At 39.9% G+C, this 18,662-nt stretch carries 15 protein-coding genes; 7 read left to right on the plus strand and 8 right to left on the minus strand.

Annotated features, from left to right (window positions below; translation table 11 throughout):
* Positions 1-19: 19 nt before the first annotated feature.
* Positions 20-1,177 carry a patatin-like phospholipase family protein gene (locus ACYRY3_RS42685; RefSeq protein ID WP_460207897.1) on the plus strand — a complete coding sequence of 386 codons (1,158 nt, stop codon included), beginning with the start codon at positions 20-22 and terminating at the stop codon, positions 1,175-1,177.
* Positions 1,178-1,366: 189 nt separating this feature from the next.
* Positions 1,367-5,158 (plus strand): TIR domain-containing protein, encoded by a 3,792-nt coding sequence (locus ACYRY3_RS42690; RefSeq protein ID WP_460207898.1) that lies wholly within the window; start codon positions 1,367-1,369, stop codon positions 5,156-5,158.
* Positions 5,159-5,435: 277 nt separating this feature from the next.
* Here the strand turns inward: ACYRY3_RS42690 and ACYRY3_RS42695 are convergent, their stop codons facing one another.
* From ACYRY3_RS42695 to ACYRY3_RS42705, 3 genes are all read right to left on the minus strand, one after another.
* A complete protein-coding gene (locus tag ACYRY3_RS42695; RefSeq protein ID WP_460207899.1) occupies positions 5,436-6,731 on the minus strand; it encodes a hypothetical protein in 1,296 nt (431 codons plus the stop codon).
* A 417-nt stretch (positions 6,732-7,148) separates the two neighbouring features.
* The gene (locus ACYRY3_RS42700; RefSeq protein WP_460207900.1) at positions 7,149-7,862 is read right to left on the minus strand and encodes a hypothetical protein; all 714 of its coding nucleotides are present in this window, start codon (positions 7,860-7,862) and stop codon (positions 7,149-7,151) included.
* A gap of 44 nt (positions 7,863-7,906) precedes the next feature.
* On the minus strand, positions 7,907-8,506 hold the full coding sequence (locus ACYRY3_RS42705) for a hypothetical protein (protein ID WP_460207901.1): 600 nt from the start codon (positions 8,504-8,506) through the stop codon (positions 7,907-7,909).
* Between the two features lie 575 nt (positions 8,507-9,081).
* Here ACYRY3_RS42705 and ACYRY3_RS42710 point away from each other — a divergent pair.
* Positions 9,082-9,438, plus strand: coding sequence for a hypothetical protein (locus tag ACYRY3_RS42710; protein WP_460207902.1), 357 nt, complete (start codon positions 9,082-9,084; stop codon positions 9,436-9,438).
* Positions 9,439-9,556: 118 nt separating this feature from the next.
* A complete protein-coding gene (locus ACYRY3_RS42715) occupies positions 9,557-10,828 on the plus strand; it encodes a sensor histidine kinase (protein WP_460207903.1) in 1,272 nt (423 codons plus the stop codon).
* On the opposite strand, the gene ACYRY3_RS42720 is transcribed toward ACYRY3_RS42715, so the two are convergent.
* The 4 genes from ACYRY3_RS42720 to ACYRY3_RS42735 all read right to left on the minus strand — a co-directional run bounded on the left by ACYRY3_RS42720 (position 10,825) and on the right by ACYRY3_RS42735 (position 14,090).
* A complete protein-coding gene (locus tag ACYRY3_RS42720; protein WP_460207904.1) occupies positions 10,825-11,529 on the minus strand; it encodes a diacylglycerol/polyprenol kinase family protein in 705 nt (234 codons plus the stop codon). The genes ACYRY3_RS42715 and ACYRY3_RS42720 overlap by 4 nt on opposite strands.
* Position 11,530: 1 nt before the next feature.
* Complete coding sequence (locus tag ACYRY3_RS42725) at positions 11,531-11,959, minus strand: DUF2358 domain-containing protein (protein ID WP_460207905.1); 429 nt, start codon at positions 11,957-11,959, stop codon at positions 11,531-11,533.
* Positions 11,960-11,974: 15 nt separating this feature from the next.
* Positions 11,975-13,126: a glycoside hydrolase family 10 protein gene (locus ACYRY3_RS42730; protein WP_460207906.1), complete on the minus strand. Its 1,152-nt coding sequence runs from the start codon at positions 13,124-13,126 to the stop codon at positions 11,975-11,977.
* 148 nt (positions 13,127-13,274) lie between these two features.
* Positions 13,275-14,090 carry a DUF1206 domain-containing protein gene (locus tag ACYRY3_RS42735; protein WP_460207907.1) on the minus strand — a complete coding sequence of 272 codons (816 nt, stop codon included), beginning with the start codon at positions 14,088-14,090 and terminating at the stop codon, positions 13,275-13,277.
* A 412-nt stretch (positions 14,091-14,502) separates the two neighbouring features.
* Between ACYRY3_RS42735 and ACYRY3_RS42740 the strand changes: the two genes are divergently transcribed.
* From ACYRY3_RS42740 to ACYRY3_RS42750, 3 genes are all read left to right on the plus strand, one after another.
* Entirely contained in the window at positions 14,503-15,366 is an 864-nt protein-coding gene (locus ACYRY3_RS42740; protein ID WP_460207908.1) for an alpha/beta fold hydrolase, read from the plus strand.
* Positions 15,367-15,977: 611 nt separating this feature from the next.
* A complete protein-coding gene (locus tag ACYRY3_RS42745; protein ID WP_460207909.1) occupies positions 15,978-16,436 on the plus strand; it encodes a pentapeptide repeat-containing protein in 459 nt (152 codons plus the stop codon).
* 605 nt (positions 16,437-17,041) lie between these two features.
* A complete protein-coding gene (locus tag ACYRY3_RS42750) occupies positions 17,042-17,491 on the plus strand; it encodes a CAAD domain-containing protein (RefSeq protein ID WP_460207910.1) in 450 nt (149 codons plus the stop codon).
* Between the two features lie 90 nt (positions 17,492-17,581).
* Here the strand turns inward: ACYRY3_RS42750 and ACYRY3_RS42755 are convergent, their stop codons facing one another.
* Positions 17,582-18,595, minus strand: a complete 1,014-nt coding sequence (locus tag ACYRY3_RS42755; RefSeq protein ID WP_460208304.1) for an S-layer homology domain-containing protein — start codon at positions 18,593-18,595, stop codon at positions 17,582-17,584.
* Positions 18,596-18,662: the final 67 nt, after the last annotated feature.

An 18,662-nucleotide genomic window follows, 5' to 3' on the forward strand; every position in this document is an offset into this window, starting at 1 on the left:
AACTAATAAGGAGTTTGATATGTCTATCTACGAAAAAGCGAATAAAAAAACCGGACCCTATAAACTTCTGGCACTTGATGGTGGTGGCATCCGTGGGATGATTTCTCTTGAGGTGTTGGCGAAAATAGAGGATACCTTACGGGAAAGCTTGGGTGCTGACGACAAATTTGTCCTAGCCGATTACTTTGATTATATTGCAGGTACAAGTACGGGTGCCATTATCGCAAGTGCCCTCTCCTTGGGTATGCGTGTAGCACAGATTCAAGAATTTTATCGGGAAAGTGGTGAGAAGATGTTTGATAAGGCATTCATCCTCGAAATCCAGAGAATGATGCGCTATAAATACGGAGATGAAAAGCTCCGTGAAGAACTAAAGAAACAATTTGGAGAAGGCACTACTTTTGGTGACGAGCGTCTGAAAACCCTGTTGATGCTTGTCATGCGAAATGCTACGACAGACTCACCTTGGCCACTTTCCAACAACCCCTATGCAAAGTTTAACGACCCAGACAGCCCAGAATCTAATTTGAAACTTCCTCTTTGGCAGCTTGTCCGGGCAAGTACTGCCGCTCCAACCTTTTTTCAACCAGAGACAATTCGCTTAGGTAACAAGGAGTTTGTCTTTGTCGATGGCGGTGTGACTCCCTATAATAACCCAGCCTTCCAACTCTTCCTGATGGCTACTCTTGAACCCTACAACTTAAAGTGGCCCGCAGGTGAGGACAATATGCTTTTGGTGTCTGTCGGTACTGGTACAACTCCTAATATCGATCCAGAACTGAAAGCCGCCAATATGAACACGTTGTACAATGCTAAGAGCATCCCACTCGCACTTATGCTTGCCAGTCAGACACAACAGGATTTTCTGTGTCGTATTTTCGGTAAGTGTTTATTGGGAGACACTATTGACCAAGAGGTAGGTAACCTGCTGGAGACAAAGGGACCTCTAGAATCAAAGCTTTTCACCTACTTGCGCTATGACGTTGAACTGACTCGTAAGGGATTGGATGAGTTAGGTGGATTGAGCGATCTCAACCCAAAGGATGTCCAGGAAATGGATTCAGTGAAACATATTAGAGAGTTAGAGCGTATAGGAAAGGCTCTCGCCAAAAAAGTACAACCGCAGCACTTTGCTAAGTTTTTGCACGCACAAGCTGCCCTCACCGCAGTTAGTTAACCACGAGCATGTGAGTTTTCCATTTTTATAACATTACTCTCACCCTCTAACCTCGTTTTTCCCTTGGGAGAAGGGAAACAGTTTACCTCTCTGCCAACACGGGATAGAGGGGTGAGGGCTAAAAAAGATTGTATATTCCCAAATTTATTGATTTCTAAATGCTTTTACAGTAATTAGCGCTAGCAGTTAATGAAAAAATTTTTTGATGCTTTCATATCTTACGGACGAGTTGATAGTAAAGCGTTTGCAAAAAAGCTTCAAGCACGCTTGGACGAGTTTGGATTCAGAGTTTGGTTTGACTTCAATGACATTCCCCTAGCTGTAGATTTCCAGAATCAAATTGATGATGGTATCGAAAAGGCAAGTCATTTCTTGTTTATCATTAGCCCCCACTCAGTCAATTCACCCTATTGTCGCAAAGAAATTGAGCTAGCGATTAAGCTCAATAAACGCATTATCCCACTGTTACACGTTATGCAAATTAGCCAGGAAACCTGGCTGCAAAGAAACCCGAATTGTACGGAGCTTGATTGGGAGGCTTACAAGACGAAAGGGTTACATGATAGCTATCAGAATATGCACCCAATAATTCGCAAACTAAACTGGGTGTATTTCCAAGAGGATCAAGACGATTTTGAAAAATCCTTAGGGTATTTAATTGATGTACTCCGCTCTCATACTGATTATATAGAACAGCATACTAGGTTTTTAGCCAAAGCGTTAGAGTGGGAGCGAAATCAAAAACAAACGAACTACTTGTTAGTTGGAGAAGAAAAACAGCAGGCTGAATCTTGGCTGAAAATACGCTTTAAAGATGAGCAACCGCCTTGTATTCCTACCGATTTGCACTGTGAATATATCACCGAAAGTATCAAGAATGGAAATAACTTGATGACGATGGTGTTCCTGTCCTATGCTCATGAGGATAGGGCGGTGATGGAGAGGATTCGCTTGAGTTTGAGGCGAGAGAGCATTACAGTTTGGACGAATACAACAGATATTCAAACTGGGGAAGCTTTTGAAGAAGCGATTAAACGGGGAATTGAACAAGCAGATAATGTGGTTTATCTGCTTTCCCCTGGCTCAGTAAATTCTGCTTACTGTCAGTTTGAATTGAACTATGCTCTGTCGCTTAACAAGCGTATTATTCCCCTAAAGGTGCGAGAAATTGATTCTATGCAGGTACCGTTGGTACTGCGGGAATTGCACCATATCGATCTCACAGATAATATTAAGGAAGAGGATTATTCCCTTGATGAGAGTTATCTTTTAAAAACCATACATGAGGACGCGGCTTATTATAATGAGCAGAAAATTTTATTGACAAAAGCACTAAAATGGGAAAGACAGCACAATAATCCCAGCGTTCTGCTACGGGGGTATAACTTGCGGAGTGCAGAAGCTTGGTTGAAAGTGGCGCAAAAAAGGACGCAGCATCCACCTACAGCATTACAAGAAAAATTCATTACTGAAAGTCTGCAACAACCGCCACTAGAATCTTTAGATGTGTTTATTTCCTATTCCCGCGCTGACTCAGACTTGGCGAGAAAGCTCAATGATGCTTTACAGATGCAGGGGAAAACAACTTGGTTTGACCAAGAAAGTATTGCATCGGGATGTGATTTTCAGGAGGAGATTTATCGCGGAATTAAAACGAGCAGTAACTTTTTATTTCTTCTCTCACCGCGCTCAGTGTGTTCGCCTTACTGTAAGGATGAGGTAGAGTATGCAGCTAAGTTGAATAAACGCTTTGTGACGGTGCTGCATCGCGAGGTGAATTCTGGCGAGTTGCATCCAGAGTTAGCCAAGGTGCAGTGGATTGATTTTAATCAACAAGATTTTAATGCAAATTTTAATCAATTAGTTAGAACCCTCGACACAGATCGCGAACACGTCCACAGCCATAGCAAATGGTCCCAGCGAGCATTAGAGTGGGAACAGAAGGATAAAAGTCATGATTTGTTGTTGCGAGGAAGTGAGTTTGCGATCGCACAAAACTGGTTGCAAGAAACAGAAAAACACAAGAAAAAGCCAGCCCCGACTCAGTTGCAGAAGGTTTTTATTGAGGCGAGTTTAAATGCGATTGAAGCCGCACAGCAAGAAGAAAAACGCCGACAAAGCGAAATGCTGCGTTTACAGTCGGAGAAGGCAAAGGAAGCGGAAGCAAGACTAGCAGAACAGAAAAAAAGTGCCAAACGGCAAAAATTCTTTCTTGTTACTATTAGCATGGCATTAGTAGCTGCTGTTGGCTTTTTTATAAAGGCTGAAGAAGCTCGGCAAGCTCAACTTGACTCTGTAAGTCGATTTTCCTTACAACTTTCGCAGCAACATATTAAGTTTGATGCTCTACTTGAAGCTATTAGGGCAGGGAGCCAACTACAACAATTTCCAAACAACACAAACTCCGAAACTCGAAGTCTGGTTCTAACAGCTTTGCAGGCAGCAGTTTATGACGATAAGTTCACAGAGCACAATCGTTTAACAAAACATCACGGTACAGTCTATAGTGCAGCTTGGAACCGGGACAGTACGAAACTTGTGACAGCGAGCGGAGACAATACAATCAGACTTTGGAGTCAAGATGGTCAACCTATAGGGGTGAGTCAAGATAATAACTATGATATCACTAGCGTCAGTTTTAGTCCTGAGGGGAATGCTATTGTTTCTGGTGACGAGAACGGGACTATTAAACTCTGGAGTCAGAACGGAGAACTTCGCAAAACTTTTAAAGCTCATAAAGGTTCAGTATCGAGCGTAGCTTGGAGCCCTGATGGGAATACTATTCTCTCTGCCAGTAAAGACAAGAGTGTTAAACTCTGGAGTCAGGATGGAGTGTTCCGTCAAATTCTCACTGATTCTGAAAAAGGGCTCTCGATCGCCACTTTTAGCCCCGACGGCAAGACTATTGCAACAGCTAGTAATGATGGCACTATCCGACTTTGGGATCGAGATGCTAAGAAAAGTCGTACCATAAACGTGTGCAAGGATTGTGCTGTTTATAGTCTTAGTTTCAGTCCTGACGGGAAAAATATCGTTTCTGGTTCTGGTAACTCCAAGAAAAACTCTGAGAATACTGTAAAAATCTGGAGTACTCAGGGAAAACCTTACCAAACTATTCCAGTTGGCAAAACTCAAGTTTCGAGCATTGCTTGGAGTCCCGATGGGAATACGATCGCTGTTAACAGCAATTCCAATACTGTAACCCTGTTTACTAAAGAAGGGCAACTCCAGCAAATTCTCTTTGGTCATGAAGGTTCTATCAAGAGCGTCACATTCAGCCCTGACGGCAAGACAATTGTGACTACTAGTGAGGATAATACTGTCAAACTCTGGAGGAAGTCAGGTAAAACATTTAAACGTCTTGAGGTAGATACAACTCAAGTTTCTAATACTCACAAAGCTACTGCTGAGAGTCCTGATGGAAATACCATTGCTTATGTTGGTCAAAACAATAGCATCGAACTCAAGAACTTGAAGGGGGAGACACTTCAAACTCTGAAGGGACATACAAGTAAAATTTCTAGCCTGAGTTTCAGCCCTGACGGTAAAACCTTAGCCTCTGCTAGTTATGACAATACTGTTAAACTCTGGAGGAAAAAAGGCAACCTCTACGAAGACGAAACGGAACCCAAAACCTTGAGCGGGCATAAGGGTGATGTTTTAAGCGTCACTTTTAGCCCGGATGGAAATATTATTGCCTCTGGGAGTAGAGACCATACGGTGAAACTCTGGGACAACGAGGGAGAGCCACTCCAAACTTTAATTGGGCACGATGGGGCAGTCAATAGTCTTAGTTTTAGCCCTGACAGCAAAACCCTGACCTCCATAAGTGATGACGAATTGGCGATTGAATGGAATATACCTTCTTTAGAGCTAGAGCCGTTAATGAAAGATGCTTGCGATCGAGTGTGGAATTATCTGAAGTATAATGCCGCAGATAGCGATCGCGACCTCTGTAAAAACATTAGCAGCCAAAAATGATACTAAGGCTCACCGTGCCATCAAAGAAAAGTTGTACGGTTTTTAGTTAGGTGCAATACACACGGGCGGGCGATCGTTGGCATACGGTTGCTCGCCCTCACGTTGTCTTGATATCACTGCACTGGGTTCAAGTGATAAACGCTACATAAGTACTACTATGAGGGTTGGTACAGCGAGCTAAAAGCCTGGTTACTGCGATCGCAAACAGGCTTTTCAATATGACTTTACTCGTCAGTTGTCTGTGTGCCTTACCAGGCAAGAGGGAGACATTGTACCCTTACCGACGTACTGGTAACTTATCCACTACTTTTATTTTCTCTAGAGGGAACTTATCTAATAGCTCAGAAGCTTTGAATTGCTTTTCAATCACTAGATCCAGAGCCGGCCAAATGTACTCGTAATTGTAAGCATCTGCTTGATGCTTGCTTCCACCAAATTTTCTAAATAGATTGTCACTAAAATAAGTGGTGTCAGTCACTGCCTGATTGTGAACTGCAAATAAACCATTGGCTTTATCTGACAAAGAAAAATATATTTTCTTTTCTTCTGATTCTATGTAATCAAAATTAGATTTTTTGTTAAACAATGAAGGCTTATACCAAACTTTGGGTTTAACTAACTTATCATCGTCCCCGTGCAAAATTGCTACCGGAACATTAATACAATATCCTGTTCTCTTGATATCTACCGCTCCTGTTGTAAACTTAGACTTAAACAATTGTAAAACAAACATAACTGTTTTTGGAATACCTAAACTAGTACTTGGAGCAGGGTCAGCAACAACAATTTGTTTTGGATAAAATTTCGATTTATCTTTAGATTGATTATTGAGATAAGAAATCCAGCTTAGTGATAATAAACCGCCTAAAGAATGACCAAAAAGATAAAAATCAGTTTCTTCTATCTTGAAATTCGAGTCTTTGTGATGTAGCATTTGACAGGCTTCTTCAGTAGATTGAACTGCATTGCCAATCCATTGTAAAGGACTATCGAATAAACTAAATCTAACGGTGCGGATCAATTTAATTAAATGCTTTCCATATTTACGGTCAACAAAATAATATATTGTAGCTATAAGCCCAATAATCAAGGATAGAGCTAGAAAAAATCTTATATTGATTGCTGCCACAGTAATCTTTCTTAAAACTGATTTTACTCTTCCTTTTGAAATCAGTTTATATGTCTCTTCAATAAATTTGATAACTTCTGACAAATCTACTAAATCTTCCTTCTCTGATAACGTTTCATCCGTTTTAACATCATTTGGATAATTGCTCTTTTGGAAGTCAGGAAAGAATACATAATAACCTTTTTTTACTAGCTCTTGGAGATGCTGTTCGTAGAACTTTGGCATACATAAGGCAAAGCCATGCATATAAATTACAGCTTTGGTTTTTCCTTGTTCATCATAATATGGATTATTAGGAACATATAACTGAATAAAATTACTCTTAAGATGACTACCCGAGCGATAAATTTTATAGTTTGGCTTGTCTTCACATTCCCATTGAGATGTTTCTACTAGATAATCTGGAATGATAAGAGCATTGTTTGAGGTGATGGACTCGATCATGATTTGATTTTCCTTTTGAACACAATAATTTTCTTGTTTGAGACGCTATATTCTTAAAAATATAAATTTAGCGTCTACAATATTTTTTACAACCTGCTATTTAATAAGATTAATTCATGGCAAATTATCAACCATAGAGTATAAATACTGAAGTTATTATTTTCAATACATTAATTTGACTGTTGATTAATAGCTCAGGAAGTGATTTGCAATAATGGATTTTTAAGAAATAAATTATCCATTTTCTGGATGAGCGTCTTCGCCCGTTCTGTACGAGTGGTTGCCTAGAAGCACACACCACAAGAAAGTTTGACAGTTTTTTCTATTTGGAGCGATGATTATTGTTTAAATAAAAAAGCCAAACTAGATATGAAAAGTTTGGCTGTCAATTATGCAGATATAAAGTGAATTTGACTGTTAGACTTTATTTGCTAGTAAATTGGTGGAGTCCAAAGAAAAGGATGGTGTAGGTGAAACCGATACATTACTTTCCGTTACCATCAAACTTAGAATCATCAAAAACTCCGATAAAGTAGATGGTAAAGTTCCGAACTGGGACTGAGGAAGCGCATTTCCGAGAAAAGCAACCAGAGTACCTGCGAATAACCAGGGTAATTTGCGTTGAGAACGAACGAAGATTCCAATACCGATAAGCAGCATAAAGAAGGTGATTGCGATAGTTATAATTGGAATTCCAAGATTCGGATCGGTATAACGTACAATTCCTGTAAATTTAGTAAGTTCTAAAGTCGTGCCAATATATCTCCGAATAACATCTAAAATTCCCAGGCAAATAGCTAAAACCCAAGATAAACTCTGTATCATAGGGGTAGCCCAAGTCGCTCCTGCTCGATATGCTAAATTAACTCCAACTACAATCAGCAAAGGTAGAGAAAGGTAGTGAACCAAAAAGCGTATCTTGTTGAGATACAATAATAACTCTCCAGGTTGTAGAAAACTACCAGCAAACAGGACAGTGTTATCGTAGACAAGACTTGCTAACACAATTTGCACTAAAATAATAGCAAGGTTATTAGATTGACGCCACAAACGAATAGACCAACCTAGAAGTACCAAATCGGAAATGGCTAATAGTAAGTGCCCTATGGGATAAATTTGAGAAATCTGCATTTTTTAATCGTTATTAATACTTGACTGAAAAGTTTTCCCAGCTTTTATTGAAGAGATGCCAATTGTTTATCTTGATTTTGTTTGGCTAAGGCTTTAGAGTAAACCAACCAAGTAAAAATTGCTACACCAGCTTCAGTTCCTCCAATATCATGTAGAATGTGGAATAGAGCATTATAGGTTACATCATTCTGTCCAAATTTATCGAGTAAAAAGATAAAACCCAGATTAACTCCTACAGAAAAGAAGGGGAAAAGTAAAATTTTCCAGGTTCTAAGCAATTTATAGCCTCGGTATGTCAAAACAGTAAAAACTAGGGTCAGAGCAATATAAATTGGGGTTTTATAGGTTGAATTATTCTGTTCGTTTCCCAAGAGATATAAAATAGAGATGCCGAGTAAACTGAAAGCAAAAAATACATTCACAAAGTCTGTATATTTTGTAGTTTTCTCAACTAATCCGTCTGCCCACAACGCAAACGCTGAAATTAGAAAGAAGTAGAACATAAAATTCAACATAGCAAATTGGTTCTGGTAATACCAGCATTGAGTTACATGCCAACCAATTTCTGAGGCAATAGAAACCATGATAAAAGATAGTCCCAACTGTGAAGCAAAAATGGCTTTTGCAGACCATCCTAAAATCATTAGACTTTTATAAAAGACCCTCATTGCCAAAGGAACAAGAGCAAACGCAAGAATGTGAGGAACCTATCAAAACTTTTGGGACAGACCACTAGTCTGTGGGGATTCAGCCTAAAAAGCCTGCTAATAAAAGGTTTTGCATAAAATACAGCATAACGATACAGCAGTTAACATCGGGTGTTATAGGTAACAGTTAATGTTAGAATGATGGGAAACAACTTTTGCAACCGGACATGATATTAGGCGATAGGCAACACGTATGCAAGGATGCTTTCATCATTGGCTTATAGTGTAGCGACTTAAAGGGAAAACTCAGCTTACCTAAAACGTATCGACCTATACAAATAAATCTAAACTTCTGTAATAACTTATCTTCAAGCGTGGCAGGGTTAAATTAGCTCAAATTCTTAATAGCACTGTCGCTAGAGTAAAAATCCCGCTGGACGCTGCTTGAGCGGAGTTTGTTGTTGATTGAACGGAGTTTGATAAGTTATCTCTTAAGTTTTTCTTATCTTGCTATTCTTCACTTGCTAGTTCCCTGCCACTTTGAGCAAACTAGATAGAGCACATATTGCTGTTTGGTGTTATCTACAGGATGGCTGGAAGTCTTTGCCGTCAGGGTTGCATTCACCAAAACTCAATTGCTTTTCTTGTGTTTACTGAGCGGACGGTGTGAATTTATCAATATGGAACAACAAATTAAAGCAGAAATTGACCAACTATCCTCAGAGGCGCTAGTTATCTTGCTCTCCCAACTTTTACCTAACTGCATTGTACAGCCCCATGCTTTAGAAGTTAAACAAAATATCGCAGAGGAAGAATTAATTAATCAATTGAAGATAGACATTTCTAATTTGGATGTCGATGGCAAAGCGACGATCGCGAAAATGGTATTGAGACAATTAAAGAATGAAGTACTATTATTACTCCTTTAAGTTTCTTTATACAGAATATATATAGATTAACTCGTGTAATGGAAACATCCTCCTGATTATAGATTTGAACGATATCATTAGCATGATATTCAAATTTAAAGATATAGGAGGCTTTATAGTGGAGTTTTTGAAAAACTTTTTCTCAATAAATTTTATTCCTCACGGACACTGTTACCTTTGGAAACCAGAGTTAGTGTCCTTACACGTACTTTCAGACGTTCTGATTGCCCTTGCCTACTATTCAATCCCACTTACACTTGTATATTTTGTCCGTCAACGAGAAGATGTGCCATTCAAAAGTATTTTTCTCTTGTTTGGAGCCTTCATTGTTTCCTGCGGCACAACACATATTATGGAATTGTGGACCCTTTGGTACCCCATGTACTGGTTATCTGGAACCATCAAAGCCGTAACTGCCCTAGTTTCTTTCTATACTGCCATAACTCTAATACCTCTAGTTCCACAAGCACTTGCTCTTCCCAGCCCCGCCCAACTTGAAGCAGCAAATAAAGCTTTGCAGAAAGAAAATGTTGAACGTCAGAAAGCCGAGCAAGAGTTGCGACGGTACAAAGAACATTTAGAAGAACTTGTACAACAGCGTACCAATGAACTAGAAAAAGCGAACAAACAACTCCAGCAAGAGATTGTTCAACGCCAGCAGTCTCAAGACAAAATGGCAAAATTACTCAAAGAAGTAGAAAGTATAAACAAAGAATTAAATGATTTTGCTTATATAGTTTCTCACGATTTAAAAGCACCACTACGGGGAATTACTACATTATCTCAATGGCTACTAGAAGATTATAGCGATCGCCTCGATAAACAGGGTCAAGAGTTTATTAATCTTCTTATAAATAGAGTTCAAAAAATGCACAATCTTATAGAAGGAATCTTACAATATTCTAGAGTTGCGCGTGTTAAAGAAGAGATTCAACAAATTGATTTAGATCGATTAGTTACCGACGTTATTGAACTGCTCAACCCAAGTAACAATATACAAATAGAGGTAGTCAGTCAATTACCTGTCGTCTATTTTGAAAAAACAAAAATAGAACAGGTTTTTCAAAATTTATTAAGTAATGCCATAAAATTTACAGACAAATCAAAAGGAAAAATTATCATCGAATGCACTGATAATAATCTTTTCTGGCAATTCAGTGTTACCGATAATGGACAGGGAATTGAGGAGCAAAATTTTGACAAAATTTTTCACATCTTTCAAAAACTTTCTTCTCTCGATAACAACTCTGATGGTAGTGGAATTGGACTGGCTTTAGTCAAAAAAATTGTAGAGATGTATGATGGCAAAATTTGGGTAGAATCTGAAGTTGGAAAGGGTAGCACATTCTTTTTTACTTTGAAAAAAGAGCTACAAATCCAAGCAGCCTAAAGGAAATTTGCCACCGTAACAACTGCTACGGGAATTAAGATGTTGTCAACCTCTTTGGGGCTACATCCTTCAGCAACAGTAGCAATTAACGAGAGTAGAAAAATTCTCATAAAATTGAGTTGTTCTGGTAAGAGCAACCAAACAAAAAAGACACTGGCAGCGAAGGCAAACACAAACATCGAAAGGCTACCTTCCAAAGTTTTGTGACTCAAAATCGCGTACTTTATTTTTCCAAATCGAGAACCAACCATTGGCGCTATACCATCACCCCAACCAAGGGTTGCCATTGCGACAATGCCTGGAAAAGTTTTATAGAGTAGTGTACCGCAAAGAGCGCCGACAATCACAAAATAAAGTGGACCTTTGAGGAGTTCGCCCCTATCACCGGTGCGCGTCATGGTTTTAACAGCTTCATCATCTGGGGACGCAAACAGCCCTTTTTGTACAAGAAGAACTATCCACACCACGAAAACTGTCACATTTAAGTATTTTGACCAATGGGTATCATCGTAAAGAAACAAAAAACCGATGAGCGATCCTGCACCAATATGCACAATTTTACGGCTAATATCTTGGGGTAACCCAAACCTAATAACACACAAATTCAGCAGTGCTAGTAACCCAAACACGTAAACAAACGTCAGCACTGTGACTCCCAAATTTTCTAACAAGGGGCTGATATTTAAAGCGAAAGATAACATTTTAAATATCTCCTCCCTTACGAAAAAATTGCCGTAAAATCTCTCCTGGTTTGCGATCCCAAGTGTCAATATGCTCGTATATTAAACCATTTTGATTCAATTTGTAGGTCGAGTAGCCGTTAAAAAAGATTTTAGCTTTCCAAGGTAGGCGCAAAATACCGCGAACAGTCCACTTTGCTAAAATAAGGTCTTGGGCAGAATGTTCCACTTCATGTAAGTCGAAGAAAATTTGCGTAAAGAAGAGTTGGGCGTGAAATCGTAAAGTCCAAAAAATAATGCGATAGTTGAATTTTCCCTTGAATTTATTAACTGGGTCTTGAAAGTAAATATCTTGCGTGTAAATGCTGTAGGAAATATCCTTTTCAAACAATGTCGGCAAATCCCGTTTCAGGGTTTCAATGTTTTGCTCTACTTGCAATTGATATTCCACTCCATCCCCCAAACCCTAAATAAGATTTTTGAGAAAACCCACCAATCTCTGCCAAACAGAAAAAGGTTTCTTGCTCACTTTACCTTGATTTAGCTTAGATAGGGAAGGAAATACCGCAAACTGGGCATAGGGACCAAGCCGCAGTACTTTAGCCAGGGCATTATTGTTTTCTCGCAAACCTTCGTAAAAAAAGAAGACCTCGCCGGAAATACTATGAGTACGATTGTACTCAATTGCTTGTAACAAGTACTCTGGGCTAATCAGATAAGAACCTACTTTCATCAGAATTCCCGGTGCTAACTTTGGCAGTGTGACATCTGTAAACTGCTCGCTGACTAGCCTATCAATAATTCCCCTGTAGGCAGCAAAATCTCGCCGATAGATTTGTGGATGAATTGTATCTAATAAGCCCCTTTCCATCCAAGAGGGAGAATCTTGCAGGTATTCTTTATATGCCCAATCATAAATATTAGGAGCAATAGAGACTACCAGATTGGTATTCACTGCCTTAACTTCCTCGTAGAGGCGGGCTAGAAATTCAGTGAGAAGATTGGCACGCCATCGCAGCCATTGCCCATCTTTGGGATTCTTTGGTGGTTTTTCCCCAAACTGCTGATAGTATTGTTCTACAGTGTTGCGATCGTAACCACCTTCACAAGGCAAAGCAGGCAAGCGATCGTCACCTTGGATACCGTCAACATCATAATTTTTGACGATTTCCAACACTAAATTTAACATGAAACTTTGAACTTCTGGGTCAAAAGCATTCAGCCACTCAAATCCGTTTTTCTGAAGTAATTTGCCGTTACTATCAATGGCAGCCCATTCAGGTTTTTTTGCCAGCAGTAGTCCACCATTTAAGTTGTAGGAACTCGCAAATCCATATTCCAACCAAGGTATAACCTTTAGCCCAACCCGTCGCGCCTCAACAACTACTTCTGCCAAAGGATCGCGACCAGTAAAAAGCGGATTAATTTCTTTACCAAAAGTTTGTCCCATGACTTGACTGGGATACGTTGTCGTTCCTTTCGTCCAAACAACAGGAAAAACAACATTAAATCCTGTTTCAGCAAGGAATTCCATCGCTTCTGCAATATTTTGCTGGGAATGAAAAACTTTGCTATCAGTTGTTGTCAGCCAAACACCTCGTATCTCTGTTTTTGCCATTTATTTCCTGATTGTGTCGGGTGGGCACTAACGGTGTAAGGTGGGCAGTGCCCACCCTACAACAATCGGTAATTTGACAGCACTCAAGGGAGTAGTCGTGAAAATCTGACAGACCTACTAACCACTAACCACTAACCACTAACTACCCTCAACGCGTCATAACCCGACGATACCGCGCCTGAATAACCATGTAAATGCCATACGCAATTAACCCCAGGGCTACAATACCCAAAAGCCAAGGACCGTAGGGTTGCTGTTGTAGTGTTTGCAACGCCCGGTCTAAACCACCTGCTTTACTAGCATCAGACAAAGTGGCTGCTTGAATTAAAAACCAGCCAATAATGCAGAAAACTATACCCCTTGCTAGTAAACCAAATCTAGAAATACCCATGACTAACTTACGTTCTGAATCATCTAATTCAGTTAACTCCAGGTTTCGTCGAAATTTAGCGCTCAAAGCTTCATAAAACTCATAGAAACCTAAACCAATAATGAGTGCCCCCGCAGTTCCAACTAACCACTGACCAAAAGGCTGAGAAAGGAATCGTGCTGTCCAATCTTGTGTAGAATTACTATTACTTCTACTCCCAGAACCAAAGATAATTTGCAAAGCACTCCAAGCCAAACCTGTATATATCAACCCATTAAGCGCATAACCAAATCGTTGTGCCAAACCTTTGGCATCTGTTCCTTTATTTTCCGGGTCTTTGATTGCCTGTACAAACCGCAAAATAACATATCCTATTAACCCAATTGCCACTAAAGCAAGTAACAGTTTACCAAATGGTTGGTTAACAATTTCATGAAGAGCACCTTGAGTATCCGTTGTCCTACCGCCACTACCAAATGCCGCCTGTGCTGCCAATAGCCCAACGATCGCATAAACTACTCCTTTAGAGATATAACCGAATCGAGCTAGTTTCTCAATCCAATTAGAATGATGGCGTATTAGTTGTTGTGTCATACTATTTAAATAGTGTAATTATGGCTAAATATCTACCAAAATTACTTAATAACAACATCTATCAAAAGGAAAAGAAAGAGTTATAAATTAAGCCCCTTCAGTTTAGGACTATATGACAATTCCATCCGTGTAGAGAAGCGTCTACCCTAGTGCTAATAGATTATGGTGGCATTGCCCACCCTACACACTACTGCTACTAGATTGTAATGGGCAGTGTTCACCCTACTGCTACTAGATTGTGGTGGGCAGGGATCACCCTACATACTACATTACTAGAGATTTTTCGAGAATGATTTAGAATCTCTATAAGTGAGTTATTGTTATTTTGAATATATATAATTAAGAAATGTAAACTAGGATTTCGTATTTCAAATTCACACTTTTCACGGTCTATTTGAGTGGAGAAGTTATTATGTATGTTACACAAGAGACTTGGAAGCACGAGTATATTACGACAAATGGAATTAAACTGCACTATGTCACTCAGGGAGAAGGTCCTTTAATGTTGATGCTGCACGGATTTCCTGAGTTTTGGTATTCCTGGCGTCACCAAATTCCAGAATTTGCTAAGGAGTTTAAAGCTGTTGCTCTTGATTTGCGTGGATACAACGACAGTGATAAGCCAACAAATCAGTCAGCTTATGTGATGGATGAATTGGTGAGAGACATTGAGGGAGTTGTTAAGGGGCTGGGATACGAGAAGTGCGTTTTAGTTGGACATGATTGGGGCGGTATTATTGCCTGGAATTTCGCTTATGCTCATCCTGAAATGGTAGAGCGGTTAATTATACTCAATGTTCCTCACCCAGCAAAATTTGGTGAAGGTTTAAGAACCCCCCAACAGTTGCTACGTAGCTCCTATATATTCTTTTTTCAACTTCCTGGGCTACCTGAATTTACAATACAAGCGGCAGATTATCAACTGCTAGAAAATGCGTTTAAAGGGATGGCAGTTAACAAAAATGCTTTCACAAAAGCGGATATTGAGGCTTACAAAAATGCCGCAGCCAAACGTGGTGCCCTAACAGCAATGCTGAACTATTACCGCAATATTTTTCAGCAGAGAATCGTAAACCAGAGTTGGGGTGTTCTGGAAGTTCCAACATTAATGATTTGGGGAGAACAAGATACTGCGCTAGGTAAAGAACTCACCTATGGTACAGAAGCATATGTCAGGGATTTTCAAATCAGATACATTCCTAATAGCAGCCATTGGGTACAGCAGGAACAGCCTGAACTGGTCAGCCAGTATATGCGAGAGTTTTTAGCGGCTTAGAAGCTGATTGTCTGGCGGATAACTTTCCGGTGTCTGTCAGACAGCCTTATCACAAAGTATCTAAAAATCTCTTGCGATCCGGGCTCTTGTAGTCCGGGCTCTTAGGGATGCATACCCCACGTTGAATTTGGTTGCGCTACTTATCTGGAAAAGAGCAGGGCTGGCGTGTAGTTGACTTTGACAACTGCTGATGACGCAGTTTGACATCTGGCACATTATTGGGAATGCAACTCCAGAGCGATATGCAAATATTAATACAACTCTAGCAAGAGTACAGACAAGAAAACCTTGTACATCATTCTACCTAAGATGCAAAAGCAACTGCTGCAGAACACTAAAATTTACGTCTCATAACAGAAATTCATTAACAACCCAAGGCGGAATATGTCGCCGAGCAACAGGTGTTACTATCTTTCACAGTGATGGGTAATAGGGCGCATCAATCGATTAAAACCTCAAATCAAGAGTATTTATTAGCTATCACAGCTTAGACTGATTTACGTCACACCTTATTTGTGGCGTCAATCTATCGCCAGAAATAGTTTTTGCGAAGATAATAGGTTTGTGAGGAGAAAACAGAAGTGACTTGTAATAACAAGGGGGATAAGAATATGAAATTCAAGCTTTTAGGTGTTCTCGCGATCGCCGCGACTCCCCTGCTTGTATCGAGTTCCGTCAACGCAGCTAATCCACAGCACGTACAAAAACTACTGTCTACTGGAGAATGTACCAGTTGTGATTTGAAAGGTGCAAATCTCAGTGGTGCTCATTTGATTGGTGCCGACCTCAGAGATGCAAATCTTGAAGGTGCCAACTTGACAGATGCAAATCTTGAAGGCGCTGACCTAACAGGTGCAAATTTGGCAGGTGCCAATCTAACGTCAGCTTTTGCCACAAACGTTAACTTCAAGAAAGCGAATCTCAATAGAGTCAATTTTGCAGGGGCTAAAATTTACGATTCCAATGTTCATGGGGCGTCAATGAATGACCTCAATATTACCAACGCTGAAATCTTCAACACAGGCATTGGTATTGGGGGGGATTCTGCGGATATTCCTGATTGGAAATAGGCTGACCTCAACATAATGTCCTGTAAGCTTACCGATGGCTGGGATCTTGAAATACTCAACCCTCTGAGTTCGTAGTTACGCTTCAGAACCAAAGCATGACTGCGAACCAGACTTAAGTTATGGTCTCATAATTTACCTTTCCCGGCAAAAAGTATAATAAAATACTTATTTATGGTATAAAAACGAATAAAAATGCCTTAATTGGGAATTACAGCTTAAGATAACTTGAATATCAGGTAAAATCGGCATTTAGGTTTGTATAAATGAGAGGTGAAGCGGTTTTAGTACGATTTGAACTTAAAAGAGTAGGATTGTTGGTAGCTCATACGGTGTGGAACAACCCCAAGCTCAGGATTCTAGTTTCCTTGTAAAACAGGCTCTTGAATACTGACTTCAGTTTCTCCGTTTGAGTAATGACTGCTACTCTCTTTCTATCTTTCTACCCTGTAGTTGATGAACGACTGATGGAAGGGCAATTATGGTAGTAAACAACTAACGCTCTCTTTACCTCCCGAATCAGTTGTGTCGATGCCATTGGTGCATCGCCTAGTCAACAGCCTTTTGGTTGTAACTGTCCGGATAAAAGTAGATTAACTTTGAAAATTATGGAAGCGGAAATGCAACAACCGGAAATTGTGGAAACAAAGTCCTCAGAAACAACAGTGCCAAATATCAGCAACCAAACAGGAACCATAACCAAAGTCCAACCTCCCGTGCAATCTCAAGAGCAATGGCTAAAATATGGAGAACAAGTTTCCAGTATTTTGGCATCATTGCCCGAATACTTGGGCAGCTTTTTCAATAAATACAAACAACCCTTAATCAGCGTTGGTTTAATAGTTGCAGCGATTGTTTCTGTCAGGGTGGTTCTGGCAGTACTCGATGCTCTAAATGATATTCCTTTAGTAGCACCAACTTTTGAGTTGATTGGTATTGGTTATTCTGCTTGGTTTGTCTATCGGTATTTACTGAAAGCTTCAACTAGACAAGAGTTAACTAGCGAAATTGCAACACTCAAGTCACAAGTTGTAGGCAAAGAAACTTTAGAAAGTTAAGAGAAGGATAGTTAGTAGTTAGTGGTTATCAGTTAGTCGCTATTTGTTCTACTAACCACTATCCACTCACTACTAACAGTTTTCAGCCACTTATTGACCTAAAGTCACAACATTTTGAGACTTAACAGGTTGTAACCTTCCCATTTTTACTAAAGCTTGATGAATCATAGCAGCTACCTCAGCACGGGTAGCTTCTTTGTTTGGGGCAAAAAACTTTGCATCAGGATAGTTAACGACAATACTACTTTCAGTAGCAGCCGCTAGCTTGCCAACAGCATATTTAGGAATCTCTTGAGCGTCTTCATAAATACTTAAAACCTCTTTTGGGGAAGAAGGCTCTTTCAAATTTAACCCACTGGCAAGAGCAACTAAAACTTGTACCCGCGAAATTTTCTGCTGTGGTTTAAAGGTGTTATCAGGGTATCCTTTCAAAAATCCAGTATTAATGGCTTCATTAATGGCAGGAGATGCCCAATATTGTGCTGGTATATCTTTAAATGATATTTCTCTTGTGCTACTAACCTTTTTGTGAAAGGCTTGTTGCAAGATAGCAGCAAATTCAGCACGACTGACGGGCTGATTTGGTCTGAAAGAGTAATCGGGAAAGCCTTTAATGATTCCACGAGAAGAAAGAGTGTCAATAAAACGACGCCCCCAAAAGTCAGTAGGTATGTCCGTAAATGCAATTGGGGGTGGAATTGTTGGCAATCTTTCAGCTGGAATGACTGTACGATATTCTTCTACAGTAAAGATTTCGGAAGAAAATAACCAAGGTGCCTCCGTATATGGCGCTTGGTTTGGGGTTATGCTGCTAACTGGAGGTAACTCATCTTCAGGTGTTGCTTCCCCAGCTGGTAATGGATTTTGGGTAGGTTCAATGGCTGGTGGAACAACTTGTTGTGGAGTGAAAGTTGGGGAGGCTGAGGTGGTTGGCAATGGCAACTCTAGCCCGGTTATGTTCCAACTTGTATCTCCTTTACGGGAAAATGACCAAAATAAAATGACTCCAATAGTCGTAAAGGCAACTAAAATGCCAATAAACTCATCAAAGCCAAGGTTATGGGTTTGCGGTGACTTCGGATCGGAAGGAGGCATATTTGTTATGGAAATCTCAACCGATGATAGGCATTAATCATAAGACTACTGTTGCTCCTAATGCTAGAGCCTTAGT

It is taken from the genome of Scytonema sp. NUACC21, from assembly GCF_054684315.1.

Bases quoted from the DNA above. Each gene is read 5' to 3' on its own strand.
- ACYRY3_RS42740 (WP_460207908.1), top strand. From the start codon at position 14,503: ATGTATGTTACACAAGAGACTTGGAAGCACGAGTATATTACGACAAAT.
- ACYRY3_RS42720 (WP_460207904.1), bottom strand. From the start codon at position 11,529: ATGTTATCTTTCGCTTTAAATATCAGCCCCTTGTTAGAAAATTTGGGA.
- ACYRY3_RS42735 (WP_460207907.1), bottom strand. From the start codon at position 14,090: ATGACACAACAACTAATACGCCATCATTCTAATTGGATTGAGAAACTA.
- ACYRY3_RS42700 (WP_460207900.1), bottom strand. From the start codon at position 7,862: ATGCAGATTTCTCAAATTTATCCCATAGGGCACTTACTATTAGCCATT.
- ACYRY3_RS42690 (WP_460207898.1), top strand. From the start codon at position 1,367: ATGAAAAAATTTTTTGATGCTTTCATATCTTACGGACGAGTTGATAGT.
- ACYRY3_RS42705 (WP_460207901.1), bottom strand. From the start codon at position 8,506: ATGATTTTAGGATGGTCTGCAAAAGCCATTTTTGCTTCACAGTTGGGA.
- ACYRY3_RS42730 (WP_460207906.1), bottom strand. From the start codon at position 13,126: ATGGCAAAAACAGAGATACGAGGTGTTTGGCTGACAACAACTGATAGC.
- ACYRY3_RS42750 (WP_460207910.1), top strand. From the start codon at position 17,042: ATGGAAGCGGAAATGCAACAACCGGAAATTGTGGAAACAAAGTCCTCA.
- ACYRY3_RS42685 (WP_460207897.1), top strand. From the start codon at position 20: ATGTCTATCTACGAAAAAGCGAATAAAAAAACCGGACCCTATAAACTT.
- ACYRY3_RS42695 (WP_460207899.1), bottom strand. From the start codon at position 6,731: ATGATCGAGTCCATCACCTCAAACAATGCTCTTATCATTCCAGATTAT.
- ACYRY3_RS42745 (WP_460207909.1), top strand. From the start codon at position 15,978: ATGAAATTCAAGCTTTTAGGTGTTCTCGCGATCGCCGCGACTCCCCTG.